We start from the raw sequence: 13602 nt of genomic DNA on the forward strand, positions 1-13602 counted from the left end.
TATAAAGTTTCTTTTTTAAACTTCTTTCTTAACAACAAATCAACATCTTTTATGCGTTTTGTATGTTTCTTTGTCATTTGTTGTTGAGTTCATTGTATATTTTGTGGTAATATGTGTAAAGTACAAAATATACGGAAATTGAACTATGTACAATTTTTGAACCAGGAGATGCTTTTTATGGATCAAACTTCCCATTTTTCGCTTCCTGCTGCTGTTTCAGACAACGGACTTCCCGCCAAGATGAAGTGCCAGTTCCGCTACATTCTGGCAGGCGCCCTCATCCTTGCCCTGATGGTTTCCCTTCTGTTTTCCATGACCCGCTTTTTCGAGCGCGTCACCTACGATGCCATCTCGGACTCCAACCGTGATTTTGCGGTCTCCGTCAATGCCATGACCGAAACCCTGAACTCTTCCATGGTCAATTTTGAGCGGCAGCTCTTCTATTCTAATACGGTTTCCACGCTGTTCCGGAAGGACGGCTTTACCGATGCAGAGAAATCCTACATTATGCGGGATTTAAACAGCTCCTTAAATGCGGCTGATTTCACGGAAGCCATCTATGTATACAATGGTTACACCGATACCGTTTACTCCACTGGCCCCTTCTTTGCCCGGAAACTGGAAGATGTAAACGCAATCCCGGTGCGGGAACTTCTCTCTGACCGTTCTACCGACCAGCGTTTTCGTGCCATATACTGCCATGAGGATGGTGATGAAGAACACAGCGACCACAATTATTACGCATTCATCTTCTATGAGCTGTACCCGGACCGCACGCCAAAGCCCAATGCCCTGGTGGTTACCATCCACGATGACTGGTATCAGAATTTCCTGCTGCTGGCCAATCCGTCTTCGGATTTTATTGTGCTGGATTTTGCGGGCAATCCTCTGCTCTATGCCGATGAATCCCTGTGCAGTTCCAGCCGTCCTTACTATGAACAGATCCATGAGGACACGGAAAATCCACCTTCCGGCTACATTCTCGGCAAAAACCGCAATGAAATCTGCCTGTATTACGAATCACCGAGTACACGGCACATTTACTTGCGGATTACCTCCATCCGGGATCTGGTTCCGCGGTTTTATCATTTCCGGCAGATCACGACCCGCATCATCATTGGCCTGAGTTTTCTGTTTGCGGCCCTGCTGCTGGCGCTTCTGTTTTACAGCTTCTTCCCCATGCTCCGCATGAAGGATGCCATCCGCCAGATTGACTCCTGCCTGACGGGAGAACCAGAAGCAGAAAACACGAAAAAAACAGCTGTGCCAGAGGAAGTTCTTCCATTAAAGAAGCAGCTGGAAAACGTGGTTTCTAAATCGGAACGCACCAGTCTGGAACAGGTGCTCTACGATATGCTGTTGAAAAAACGACCGGCAGACGCGGCGCGCCTCTTTAAAACTGCCGCTCCGCCCTATGGCCTCATGCTGGTCCAGGCCCATCACCGCAGCGACATTTACCGGGCCGGGCTGCATCTGCACCCGGAAATTGTGATCACCAAGTCCGACAACATTTACGCCTGCATTGGAAGCTACGCCTCCTCTGCTGCCCTGACCGAGTTTTCTGAAACTCTCGCAAAAACGCTGCAGTGCCGCGTCTTTGTGAGCACTTTGTTCTCGGATTTTCAGGAACTGACCCTGCATTTTTCCAGTCTGCGGGAGCTGCACTGTCTGGCCCTGATACTGGATCCGTCCCGGCAGATCATTCCGGAAACAGAGCTGGAGCAGAAAACAGCGGAACACACCATATCCACAAAAGATTTCACCGAACTGACCGCCCGCCTAAAGTCCGGCAAACTGGAATCCAGCCTTGCCAAATGGCAGGAGATCCGCAGCCAGCTCTATACCTACCGCTACGATCCGTTCCAGTACATCTTAAACCGTACAGAAGACACCATTTGCCGGATTTTAAAAGACCTGCATTCCAACCTGCTGATTGACGGGGAACGCCTGCTGCCGGAGCATGTGGAACAGATTGGGGATTTTGCGGAGATTGATGAGATTTTCGGGAAAGCATTTGCCGTGATCTGCGACAACTACAGTGAGAAAAAAGCACAGAAATATTCCAACCTGGCGCAGAAGGTAAAGGAAATTGTAGAACAGGAATACCACGACCCGGAATTGAACGCCCAGAGCATTGCCGACCGACTGCAGTTAAACAATGCCTACCTGGGACGCATGTTCCGCAGCGCCTACGGCCACTCCATCAACGACTGCATCAATTCCTGCCGTCTGGAGGAAAGCAAACAGCTCCTGCGGGAAAGCCAGGATCCGGTGGACGCCATCGCGCGGAATGTGGGATTTGCCAATGTGAAATATTATTATGTGTTGTTTAAGAAATATACCGGACAGACACCGGCCGCATACCGGGCCGGAGAAGAACCTGTTACATAACGGAAAAGGCCAGTGAAAAGCATTTCTAAAGCGGCTTTTCACTGGCCTTATTTTTATTTCATGATATTTTTAAATTACATTAAGGACTTGTACAGCTCCTTGATCTCCTCTACGGAAGTATCTCTCGGGTTGCCCGGGCGGCATGCGTCTGCGTATGCGGACTCGGACAGGAAATCCAGATCCTCTTCTTTGACGATAGCCTTTAAGTCAGCCGGGATTCCTACATCTGCGGACAGCTTCTTCACTGCGTCTACAGCAGCTTTGCGGTACTCTTCCTGGCTCATGTTCTCTACACCCTCAACGCCCATAGCCTTTGCGATGTATTTATACTTGTCGCCGGTGCACGGAGCATTGTACTCCATAACGGTCGGAAGAAGGATTGCGTTTGCTACGCCGTGCGGGGTATCATATACAGCGCCCAGGGAGTGTGCCATGGAATGAACAATACCAAGTCCTACGTTGGAGAAGCCCATGCCTGCTACGTACTGGCCAAGTGCCATGCCCTCTCTGCCCTCCGGGGTGTTCTCAACAGCACCGCGTAAGGAATTGGAAATGATCTCGATTGCTTTTAAATGGAACATATCGGTCATCTCCCAAGCGCCCTTGGTGATGTAGCCCTCGATGGCGTGGGTCAGAGCGTCCATACCGGTAGAAGCGGTCAGGCCCTTCGGCATGCTGGACATCATATCCGGGTCAATGACTGCGACAACCGGGATGTCGTGGGTATCTACACATACGAATTTACGTTTTTTCTCAACATCGGTGATAACGTAGTTGATGGTAACCTCTGCTGCGGTACCTGCGGTGGTCGGAACTGCGATGATCGGTACGCACGGTTTCTTGGTCGGAGCTACGCCCTCAAGGCTTCTTACATCCTCGAACTCCGGGTTGTTGATGATGATGCCGATGGCTTTTGCGGTATCCATGGAGGAGCCGCCGCCGATGGCGATCAGATAATCAGCGCCGGATGCTTTGAATGCTGCAACACCGGTCTGTACATTCTCGATGGTCGGGTTCGGTTTGATGTTGGAGTAGATCTCATAAGCAAGACCAGCCTCGTCCAGGACATCGGTTACTTTCTTGGTTACGCCAAATTTGATCAGATCCGGGTCGGAACATACGAAAGCTTTTGCGAAGCCTCTGACTTTTACTTCATTTGCGATCTCTTTGATAGCGCCTGCGCCATGATAAGAAGTTTCATTTAATACGATTCTGTTTGCCATGATAAAAATCCTCCTTGAGTTTGTACTCATTTGATTTCCTGTTTTGCTGAATCTCTTCGGGATGTCATTTGCATGACCTCGCTTTCCCGAACTGATATTATTTTAACAAGTATAATGAGAAAAAGAAAGTGACAAAGTATCACTTTTGTCACTTTCTTCTCATCTTTGTGGATTTCCCACAATTTTTGTTGTGAATTTTGTATCATATTTCTGGTTCCTTTTTCCGGTTCTGTTTCCAGTGGATTTGTTCTTTCCCCGGATTTTCAGAAAATCTCTTCTTTTTATAAAAGCTCTAGCTCTGAAAATACCTTCTCCAGTTTCGGCGGCATGGCCTCCACCAGCTTGTCCGACATGCGGCGCGGGGAATCCTTCATTCCGCCAAGCACCCATTTCTCCGTCATATACACGGAACCGCGGCAGTACATCTCCAAAAGAAACTCCATCTCTTCCTCCAGCGGGCGGCTGGTCTTTCTGGCAATCAGATCTTTGTAGAACTGCAGGATCAGCTCAAAGTCATGCTCCTTCACAGAGTTGTAATCATCCGACCGGAACGCTTCGGTAAAAAACGCCTTCTCATTTAAAATGAACTCAAACTTCTGGGTCAAACTCTCTCCCACCGTATTCCCCATGCCAATCTGCTCAAAGGACTGCAGCACCAGTTTGTCGAAATACCAGTTGATGAGGTCATATTTATCTTTGAAGTTGCGGTAAAAGGTCTGGCGGGTCAGACCGCTGCCCTCCACAATGTCCTTCACCGTGATGCGGTCCACCGGAGTTGTCTTCATGCACTCCTTGATGGAGGCCGCCAGCTTATATTTGGCACGGTCATGTTTTTCCTGTGTCGTCTTCTGTTCCATCATGCTGCTATCTTTCTCCTTACATTTCCTTACAATATTGTATCATTACCGCAGTCCCACAGCAAGCAGATTACCCGAATTTCGGTTACGGTTTCGTATACGTCCGGAAAACACATACCAAATCGCATTGACATCCTGCTTTTTCTTTTCCCGGTTGTAAGCCTCCGCAGCTTATGTTACAATACTTTGGAAATAAAAATGCACGAACCAATAACCTATTCACAATAAGGAGTACACACATGTCTGCAAATGTAATTTTAAAAAAAGGCGAAGGCCGCACCTTAAAGGCCGGCGGCGCCTGGATCTATGATAACGAGATTGACAAAATCGAGGGCGAGTTTGAGAACGGCGATATGGTCTCCGTTTCCGATTTCGACGGCTACCCGATGGGACAGGGCTTCATCAACACCCGCTCCAAGATCACCGTCCGCATGATGACCCGCAAAAAAGATACCGTAGTAGATGACGCGTTCATCGAGATGCGTGTCCGCAATGCCTGGGAGTACCGCAAAGCCACCGTGGATACCTCCAACTGCCGTCTGATCTTCGGCGAGGCAGATTTCCTTCCGGGCATCGTCATCGACAAGTTTTCCGATGTTCTGGTAGTCGAATCCCTGGCACTGGGCATTGACCGTTTAAAACCTGTTATCCTGGACAAGCTGAAAAAAGTCCTGGCTGAGGATGGCATCTCCATCCGCGGCGTTTACGAGCGCAGCGATGCCAAGGTCCGCCTGCAGGAGGGCATGGAGCGCGTGAAGGGCTTCATCGGTGAACCCTTCGATACCAAGGTTGAGATCGTGGAAAACGGTGTCCGCTACATGGTAGATGTTCAGGACGGCCAGAAGACCGGTTTCTTCCTGGATCAGAAATACAACCGCCTTGCCATCCAGAGACTCTGCAAGGGCAAGAAGGTTCTGGACTGCTTCACTCACACCGGTTCCTTCGCACTGAATGCCGGAATTGCCGGAGCTGCCTCTGTTCTGGGCGTGGACGCATCCGAGCTTGGCGTAGCCCAGGCCCGTGAAAACGCGGAGTTAAACGGTCTCTCCGACCGCGTCACCTTCCAGTGTGCAGACGTATTCGACCTGCTGCCGGATCTGGAGCAGAAGGGCGAGAAGTTTGATGTAGTCATCCTGGACCCGCCAGCCTTCACCAAATCCCGCAGTTCCATCAAAAACGCAGTCAAAGGCTACCGCGAGATCAATCTGCGCGGCATGAAGTTAGTAAAGGACGGCGGCTACCTCGCCACCTGCTCCTGTTCCCACTTCATGGACCCGGAGCTGTTCACCAAGACCATCCGCGAAGCTGCGGCAAACGTACACAAGCGCCTCCGTCAGGTAGAATACCGCACCCAGGCAGCCGACCACCCGATCCTCTGGACCGGCGGCGAGCAGGCATCATACTATCTGAAGTTCTACATTTTCCAGGTGGTGGATGAGAAGTAAGTGTTCTGCCCGCTATAACTGACAAAAGCCCCGGAGCTTTCGCTCCAGGGCTTTTCTTATACTTTCCTGTTAATTCGTTACAGCAGAATATACTTCAGTACAAACAGCACCGCCAGCACGTACATCAGCGGCGTAATGTGCTTCTCTTTTGCCTTTCCGGTTACGAGGTTGATCACTACATAGGAGATGATTCCCATGGCGATACCTTCGGAGATGCTGTACATGAACGGCATGGCGATGACTGCCACGTAAGCCGGGATGGCCTCAGTGTAGTCCTCAAAGTTTACCTTGAGGATAGAAGTCAGCATCAGGAAGCCTACCACGATCAGAGCCGGAGCCGTTGCGAAGGACGGGATAGCCAGGAAGATCGGGGACAGGAACAGGGACAGGCCGAACAGGATTGCTGCTACCACTGCGGTAAGACCGGTTCTTCCGCCTTCCGCTACACCAGACGCACTCTCTACGAAGGTGGTAGTGGTAGAGGTACCAAGAACTGCGCCGACTGCGGTACCGACAGAGTCGGAAAGCAGCGCGCCGCGGATATGTGGGAGACGCCCCTGCTCATCCAGCATGTTGGCCTTGGATGCCACGCCGATGAGGGTTCCCAGAGTATCAAACATATCTACGAAGAGGAATGCGAACATCACTACCAGGAAATCCAGGGATGCCACACGGCTGAAATCCATCTTCATAAAGGTCGGAGCCAGGCTCGGAATGGAAATACCGTTGGAGAAATCCGGAAGTAAGCTGTAGAATCCGGCTTCCGGATTGATCTGGTACAGTCCGGTCAGCTGGCATACAATACCAAGTGCCCAGGTGATCAGGATGCCCCAGAGGATGTTGCCCTTTACGCCTTTTACCAGAAGTACGCCGGTGATCAGTACGCCGATGAGGGCCAGCAGTACGGTGATGCCTTCGCTGGAGAACATGCCATTCGCAACGGATGCCTTGAAGGAGTACATGCCAACCAGAGTTGCGCTGTCCACTACGATGTGGGCGTTTTGCAGGCCGATGAATGCAATGAACAGGCCGATACCTGCGGATACCGCATACTTTAAGTTCATTGGGATGGAGTTGAAGATCTGCTCACGCACGTTGGTCAGAGACAGGGCCAGGAAGATGATACCTTCCACGAATACAGCTGCCAGTGCCATCTCCCAGGTGTAGCCCATGGAGAGAACTACCGTGTAGGCAAAGTATGCATTCAGTCCCATGCCGGGTGCCAGCACGAACGGATAGTTGGAAAGTGCTGCCATGAGCAGGGTTGCAATTGCAGACGCAAGGGCGGTTGCCGTGAACACCGCACCGCTGTCCATGCCGGACGCGCTTAAGATGCTCGGGTTAACTGCCAGAATGTAGGCCATGGTCATGAATGTGGTAATGCCGGCCATCACTTCTGTCTTAACGTCCGTGTGGTTTTCTTTGAGATGGAATAGCTTTTCCAGGTTCATAAAATCCCTCCTTTTTTGAGAAGTCCGCAGCCTGCTCTTCCGCTCCGAACTTCTAAACAACTTTTAAACGCTATTTTCATTTTATCACCTATTCTTATAATTTACCACCCATGTTTACGAAATTCTGATAAAGCTTCAAACTTTTTCTCAATAAGGCAGAAGGGCTCAAAATCCGCTAAATTTCTGACACAAAAGACGAAAAATTGTGCCGTTTTCCCATCTGTAAAACAACAAAAAGGAAGCTGCCTCCACCGCATATTCACGCAATGGAAACAGCTTCCATAAATTCATGTTACATTTTCCGAAACAGCTTACTGGATTACCTTTGCCGGGCACTTAGCTGCGCACTTGCCGCAGTTGGTGCACTTGGAGTAATCGATGACTGCTACGTTGTTCTCCATATGGATTGCGTCGAACTCACACTGTTTGGTACACAGGGTACATCCGATACATCCGGCGGTGCAGACTTTCTTGACAGCCGGTCCCTTGTCGTGGGAAGAGCACTGTACAAGATGCTCTGCCTTGTAAGGAACAAGCTCGATCAGGCCCTTCGGGCAGGTAGCCACGCACTTGCCGCAGGCTACGCACTTCTCTTTGTCAACCACTGCAACACCGTCTACGACGTGGATGGCGTCAAACTGACATGCCTTCACGCAGGAGCCGTAACCCATACATCCGTAAGCACATGCCTTTTCGCCGGAACCCGGAGCTACGGTTACCATGGAACAATCGGTAATTCCATAGTAGTTGTACTTTACGTTGGTCTTATCGCAGGTACCTTTACATTTTACGAAAGCTACCTTCTTCTCAGAACTGCCGCTCTCAACGCCCATGATAGCAGCAATCTTATCTGCTACCGGAGCGCCGCCGACCGGACATCCGTTAACCGGAGCGGTGCCTGCAGCGATTGCTGCTGCCAGACCGTCACATCCCGGGAAACCACAACCACCACAGTTGTTGCCCGGAAGTTCTGCACGCACCAGAATTTCTTTCTCGTCAACCTCAACTTTAAACTTCTCACTGGCAATTCCCAGCAGCACACCGATAATGATACCGATGGCACCGATGACAACTGCCGCTAAAAGCAAACCTGTCATATTCTACTACCTCCCATTAAATCAGTCCGGAGAAGCCCATGAAGGCAATCGCCATCAGACCAGAGGTAATCAGAACGATCGGAGAACCCTGGAAATTGTATGGGATGTCATTGTCTTCAATACTCTCACGAATGCTTGCCAGCAGTACGATTGCGACGGTGAAACCAACCGCAGTACCGAATCCGTTTGCTACACTGAAAATGAAGTTGTAACCCTTCTGTACGTTGGTCAGGGCAGAACCCAGAACTGCACAGTTGGTCGTAATCAGCGGAAGGAATACACCCAGCGCGGAGTACAGGCTTGGCATGCTCTTCTTTAAGAACATCTCAACGAACTGTACCAGTGCTGCAATTACCAGAATGAAGGCAATCGTCTGTAAGTACTCTAAGTGCAGCGGAACCAGCACCAGAGAGTATACGAGGTTCGTAGCAATACTTGCCAGCGTAATTACGAAGATAACGGCTGCACCCATACCAATGGAGGTGTCAACCTTCTTGGAAACACCAAGGAACGGACACAGGCCCTGGAACTGGCTCAGGATGATGTTGTTAACCAGAGCAGATCCGACAATAATTAAAATTAATTCTTTCATCTACCTGTCCCTCCTATTCGTCTTTCTTTTCAGCCTCAGCTGCTGCCTTGGCTGCCTCTGCTGCCTGCTTCTTAGCCAGAACCGCTGCAGCTGCTGCCTTCTTGGCCTCTTCTGCTTTCTTCAGCTCTTCTGCTTTTTTCTCTTCCAGGACAGAGTGGTTAGAGGAACATGCAGAACCGCTGCAGGCTGCGCAGTTGCCGCCGCATGCCAGAGTGGACTGCGGTACGGAACCATTGGTTGCGCTCGGTGCCTTGAACTTGTTCTGCAGTGCGGTCAGGCATGCCAGTACGAAGAATGCGCCCGGTGCCAGGCCAATGATGGTTACGTGGAAGTCCTCCGGAATGATCTCCATGCCGAAGAAGGAACCACCGCCAATGAGCTCACGCACAATTGCGATACAGGTTAAGCCTACGGTGAAACCAAGGCCCATACCGATACCATCGAATGCGGACTCGATCGGGCCGTTCTTTGCTGCATATGCCTCTGCACGGCCCAGGATGATACAGTTAACAACGATCAGCGGGATGTAGATACCCAGTGCGCTGTACAGGCTCGGTACATAGGCCTGAAGCAGTAACTGAACGATGGTAACCAGGGATGCTACGATTACGATGTATGCCGGAATACGTACACGATCCGGAATAATCTTCCGCAGTGCGGAAATAATAAGGTTAGAGAAAACCAGAACCGCCGTGGTGGACAGTCCCATACCGATACCGTTGATCGCGGTGGTGGTTACTGCCAGAGTCGGACACATACCAAGCATCAGGACGAAGGTCGGGTTCTCTTTAATAATACCGTTGTATAAACGTTCGATACATTTATTCATGACTTCCTACCTCCTACTGTGCCAGGCAGTTATCTACAAAATAAACTGCCGCATTCACCGCATTCGTGACTGCTCTTGAAGTGATGGTCGCGCCACTGATTGCGTTGATCTGATCATCGGAAGATGCGCCGTCTTTGGTTACGGAGAACACATCTGCCTTCTTGCCTGCGAACTGACCTTTCCACTCAGGCTTCTGAGCATTCATACCAAGACCTGCGGTCTCAGCCAGGGTCAGGAACTCGATACCATTTACGGTGCCGTCAGACTGGATACCTACGGAAACGGTGATCGCGCCGCCGAAACCGTCGTTGGAGGTAGCGGTAACAACATAGCCTGCTGCTGCGCCGGAAGCATCGTTTGCGGTAACAGCCTCATCTACGCTTACCTTGCCATAACCAAGGCCTGCGATCTCCTCGTTTGCTGCCGGGATCTTGTCTGCCAGGTCACCTGCGTCGAAGCTTGCTGCGTCCGGGAATACGGTACGGTAAGCTGCCTCTTTCGCTGCCAGGTTTGCTGCGTCGATCGGAGCTTTTGTCATCTCATAAACGCCGCCCAGACATGCGCCTGCCACAAGGGTAATAGCACACAGGATTACGGCGTCTTTCATAAATCCACCTTTACTCATGCCTTTTTGCCCTCCTTTCCAAATGCTACCGGAAGGGTATAGCGCTCAATCAGCGGAACCAGCAGGTTGCTGATGATGATTGCGTAGGAAACACCCTCTGCGGAACCACCAAACAGACGGAATGTTCCGGTCAGCACGCCAAGCAGAATACCGAATACGATCTGTCCCTTCGGGGTAATCGGGCTGGTTACATAGTCGGTTGCCATGAAGAAGGCACCGAAGATCAGTCCGCCGCCGCAGATGTGAGCCAGAACGAAGTTCAGATCCTGTCTGCCGAAGATGAATACGAATACTGCGACCGTTGCGATGTAGGTTAACGGAATGCGCAGGGAAATTACTTTCTTAAATACCAGGTAAGCAGCGCCGATTAACAGGGCTACTACAGAAACCTCACCGATGGTTCCTGGAATCTTACCGATGAACATAGCCATAAGATCTACGCCCAGGTTGGACTCGCCAGCCTTCCATGCAGTCTTCATCACGTTCAGAGGAGTAGCGGTGGTTACGCCATCCAGAGTGAAGGAAGACATCTTGCCTGCGAAGGAGATGAGCAGGAAGCATCTTGCTGCCAGTGCCGGGTTCATGAAGTTCTGGCCAAGGCCGCCGTAGATCTGTTTTACGATCACGATGGCGAACACACCGCCGAGCATCGGGATCCATAACGGAATCTCAGACGGGCAGTTTAAAGCCAGGATCATACCGGTTACAACGGCGCTGAAATCGCTGATGGTAATTGGTTTCTTGGTTACTTTCTCAAATGCATACTCGCTGACTACGCAGGCAAATACGGTAGCAATGATAACGAGCAGGGCATGCAGGCCGAACTGGAATACACCGAAAGCGGTGGCCGGCAGCATGGCAATTGCCACGTCCATCATGATGCTGCGGGTAGTTTCCTCACTCCGCACATGCGGGGATGAAGATACGTTAAATAATTTAGCCATGTTTTACTTTCCCCCCTGTGCTTTTTTTCTGCGGTTGGCTGCAACCGTTTTTCTCATTTCCTTGAAAGCCTGGGTCAGAGGACGTTTCGCCGGACATACGAAAGTACAGCTTCCGCACTCCATACACTCCATACCGTTGAGCTTCTCAAAGGTATCGCAGTCGCCCTTTAATGCTGCTTTCATCATCATAACCGGAACAATGTGGCTCGGGCATGCGCTTACGCACTTACCGCAGCGGATACACGGAGTCTCCACATTTGCTGCCACCTGGTCCTTGGTCATGCACAGGACGGAACCGTTGGTCTTGATAACCGGAACGTCTAAATCGAACATGGCAAAGCCCATCATAGGACCACCGGAAATGACTTTCTCCGGCTCAGTCTTGAAGCCGCCTGCTGCCTCGATCAGTTCCTGGGTGTTGGTTCCGATCTTGATACGGAAGTTTCTCGGATCTGCGATGGCGTCACCGGTTACGGTGAAGACACGCTCGATCAGAGGAGTGGTCTTGCATACTGCATCGTAGATAGCGATGACAGTACCAATATTGTCCACGATACAGCCTGCATCTGCAGGAAGCATGGAGGAGTTTACCTTTCTTCCGGTGATTGCGTAGATTAAGGAACGCTCACCACCCTGCGGGTACTTGGTTAAGAGCTCGCATACCTCGATGCGCGGCTCGTCTTTTACTAACTCTTTCAGCTTTTTGATTGCTTCCGGCTTGTTGTTCTCAATGCCGATCACGCCCTTAGCCTTGTCAAAGAGCTGCAGAACCACTTTCAGACCGCCAATGATCTTCTCCGGATCCTCCATCATGCAGCGATAGTCAGATGTCAGATACGGCTCACACTCTGCACCATTGATCAGAATGTACTCAATTGCGTCCTCGTTCTTCGGAGACAGCTTTACGTTGGTCGGGAAACCAGCGCCGCCCATACCTACGATACCGGCTGCTTTTACGATATCGCGGATCTCCTGCTTGGACAGAGTTGCCGGGTCACGGTCTGCGCCCATGCCTTCTACTGTTTCATACTGTCCATCGTTTTCAACTACAACGGAATTTACCATGCCGCCGCTGGCAACACGTCTCGGCTCTACCGCTTTAACCGTACCAGATACGGAGCAGATTACGTTTGCGGAGATGAATCCGCCTGCTTCACCGATGATCTGACCAGCCAGGACTCTGTCGCCCTTCTTTACCAGCGGGTTCGCCGGCGCGCCGATTCCCTGTGACATCGGGAACACCAGATCTCCCTTCGGCATCAGGACCTGTACCGGCTTGTTCTCGGACAGTTCTTTGCCCTCGTAAGGGTGAACGCCGCCTTTAAATGTAGCCAATCCCATTTTCCTTTACCCTCTTTCTATACATTTTCAACTTGCTATCGACAAAATCTCTCGTTTTGCCATCATGGTCAGTATAGCATAATTCGCGGTTCCAGACAATCAAAAATTACATATTGTATACAATATAACAATCGTTTTTTCCTTGAAAAGCAGGGCAGATTCACAGTTTTTGACCGGAATTTTTGTTAATTCGTCGACGATGTTAGCAGAGGGAAACCGCCTCTTGTTTTTGTAAAAAAACATGTTGTATTCGACACTTTTCCCGGATGGTTTGGAATCTGGTTTCTGCCGGAATTCCACTGGAATTTGTCTGGATTTTTCTGAATTTTGTTTTGTTAATTTTTAGTCGAGGAATATGTAGTTTTTCTCACTTATTAACATTTATAGTTTTTACTTATAAGCATTATTTGTTATGCTTATAAGTTTAAACTTATCCGTTTCACAACCTGCGCATTATACCCGCCGTCCGCGGATGCGCGTTTCATGCGCATTTTTCTTTTCGAAATTTTTTTCATCTCCATGCAATAAAACCGTCCACTCCTGCATTAACCTTATGAACGGATGAAAAGAGTCCTGTTCCGGTAAAGAAAACAAGGCAAAACCAATCACAAATCAAACTATTTACGAAATCCTTTGATGCATTACACTCTATCACACCCGCCGCGCTTTCTTTTCCCTGGCAAGACCATTTTCAAAAAAGACCTTAAAAATTAGGGTTGCAACCAAAAAGAAAGGGGCTGTCGCACTAACGTGCGGCAGCTCATTTTATATATCCAACACAAAACGCCGAGCTTCGAAAAGCCCGGC

The 13602-nt window shown here is 50.1% G+C and carries 11 protein-coding genes; 2 read left to right on the forward strand and 9 right to left on the reverse strand.

Annotated elements, in window-relative coordinates; genetic code table 11:
* Positions 1–177: 177 nt before the first annotated feature.
* Positions 178–2391 carry a helix-turn-helix transcriptional regulator gene (locus WMO41_RS08520; RefSeq protein ID WP_349229394.1) on the forward strand — a complete coding sequence of 738 codons (2214 nt, stop codon included), beginning with the start codon at positions 178–180 and terminating at the stop codon, positions 2389–2391.
* Between the two features lie 74 nt (positions 2392–2465).
* On the opposite strand, the gene fucO is transcribed toward WMO41_RS08520, so the two are convergent.
* Both fucO and WMO41_RS08530 read right to left on the reverse strand, forming a co-directional pair.
* Positions 2466–3614: a lactaldehyde reductase gene (gene fucO, locus WMO41_RS08525; protein ID WP_349229395.1), complete on the reverse strand. Its 1149-nt coding sequence runs from the start codon at positions 3612–3614 to the stop codon at positions 2466–2468.
* 281 nt (positions 3615–3895) lie between these two features.
* The gene (locus WMO41_RS08530) at positions 3896–4471 is read right to left on the reverse strand and encodes a TetR/AcrR family transcriptional regulator C-terminal domain-containing protein (protein ID WP_494338439.1); all 576 of its coding nucleotides are present in this window, start codon (positions 4469–4471) and stop codon (positions 3896–3898) included.
* Positions 4472–4710: 239 nt separating this feature from the next.
* Between WMO41_RS08530 and WMO41_RS08535 the strand changes: the two genes are divergently transcribed.
* Positions 4711–5916 (forward strand): class I SAM-dependent rRNA methyltransferase, encoded by a 1206-nt coding sequence (locus tag WMO41_RS08535; RefSeq protein WP_349229397.1) that lies wholly within the window; start codon positions 4711–4713, stop codon positions 5914–5916.
* A gap of 77 nt (positions 5917–5993) precedes the next feature.
* Here the strand turns inward: WMO41_RS08535 and WMO41_RS08540 are convergent, their stop codons facing one another.
* The 7 genes from WMO41_RS08540 to rsxC all read right to left on the reverse strand — a co-directional run bounded on the left by WMO41_RS08540 (position 5994) and on the right by rsxC (position 12795).
* Complete coding sequence (locus WMO41_RS08540; protein ID WP_349229398.1) at positions 5994–7367, reverse strand: NCS2 family permease; 1374 nt, start codon at positions 7365–7367, stop codon at positions 5994–5996.
* Between the two features lie 311 nt (positions 7368–7678).
* Entirely contained in the window at positions 7679–8464 is a 786-nt protein-coding gene (locus tag WMO41_RS08545) for an RnfABCDGE type electron transport complex subunit B (protein WP_349229399.1), read from the reverse strand.
* A 16-nt stretch (positions 8465–8480) separates the two neighbouring features.
* Positions 8481–9056, reverse strand: a complete 576-nt coding sequence (gene rsxA, locus WMO41_RS08550) for an electron transport complex subunit RsxA (protein WP_118541614.1) — start codon at positions 9054–9056, stop codon at positions 8481–8483.
* Between the two features lie 13 nt (positions 9057–9069).
* A complete protein-coding gene (gene rsxE / locus WMO41_RS08555; RefSeq protein ID WP_349229400.1) occupies positions 9070–9885 on the reverse strand; it encodes an electron transport complex subunit RsxE in 816 nt (271 codons plus the stop codon).
* Between the two features lie 13 nt (positions 9886–9898).
* Positions 9899–10510, reverse strand: coding sequence for an RnfABCDGE type electron transport complex subunit G (locus WMO41_RS08560; protein ID WP_349229401.1), 612 nt, complete (start codon positions 10508–10510; stop codon positions 9899–9901).
* Entirely contained in the window at positions 10507–11454 is a 948-nt protein-coding gene (locus WMO41_RS08565; protein ID WP_349229402.1) for an RnfABCDGE type electron transport complex subunit D, read from the reverse strand. The genes WMO41_RS08560 and WMO41_RS08565 overlap by 4 nt, the downstream gene beginning before the upstream one ends.
* Positions 11455–11457: 3 nt before the next feature.
* A complete protein-coding gene (gene rsxC / locus WMO41_RS08570; RefSeq protein ID WP_349229403.1) occupies positions 11458–12795 on the reverse strand; it encodes an electron transport complex subunit RsxC in 1338 nt (445 codons plus the stop codon).
* Between the last annotated feature and the right edge of the window lie 807 nt (positions 12796–13602).

This window comes from Ventrimonas faecis (assembly GCF_040096075.1).
Taxonomy (GTDB): Bacteria; Bacillota; Clostridia; order Lachnospirales; family Lachnospiraceae; genus Brotaphodocola; species Brotaphodocola faecis.

Excerpts from the sequence above, each read along its gene's own strand:
- fucO (WP_349229395.1), bottom strand. The coding sequence starts at position 3,614 with ATGGCAAACAGAATCGTATTAAATGAAACTTCTTATCATGGCGCAGGC.
- rsxA (WP_118541614.1), bottom strand. The coding sequence starts at position 9,056 with ATGAAAGAATTAATTTTAATTATTGTCGGATCTGCTCTGGTTAACAAC.
- WMO41_RS08560 (WP_349229401.1), bottom strand. The coding sequence starts at position 10,510 with ATGAGTAAAGGTGGATTTATGAAAGACGCCGTAATCCTGTGTGCTATT.
- WMO41_RS08530 (WP_494338439.1), bottom strand. The coding sequence starts at position 4,471 with ATGGAACAGAAGACGACACAGGAAAAACATGACCGTGCCAAATATAAG.
- rsxC (WP_349229403.1), bottom strand. The coding sequence starts at position 12,795 with ATGGGATTGGCTACATTTAAAGGCGGCGTTCACCCTTACGAGGGCAAA.
- WMO41_RS08520 (WP_349229394.1), top strand. The coding sequence starts at position 178 with ATGGATCAAACTTCCCATTTTTCGCTTCCTGCTGCTGTTTCAGACAAC.
- WMO41_RS08545 (WP_349229399.1), bottom strand. The coding sequence starts at position 8,464 with ATGACAGGTTTGCTTTTAGCGGCAGTTGTCATCGGTGCCATCGGTATC.
- WMO41_RS08535 (WP_349229397.1), top strand. The coding sequence starts at position 4,711 with ATGTCTGCAAATGTAATTTTAAAAAAAGGCGAAGGCCGCACCTTAAAG.
- WMO41_RS08565 (WP_349229402.1), bottom strand. The coding sequence starts at position 11,454 with ATGGCTAAATTATTTAACGTATCTTCATCCCCGCATGTGCGGAGTGAG.
- rsxE (WP_349229400.1), bottom strand. The coding sequence starts at position 9,885 with ATGAATAAATGTATCGAACGTTTATACAACGGTATTATTAAAGAGAAC.
- WMO41_RS08540 (WP_349229398.1), bottom strand. The coding sequence starts at position 7,367 with ATGAACCTGGAAAAGCTATTCCATCTCAAAGAAAACCACACGGACGTT.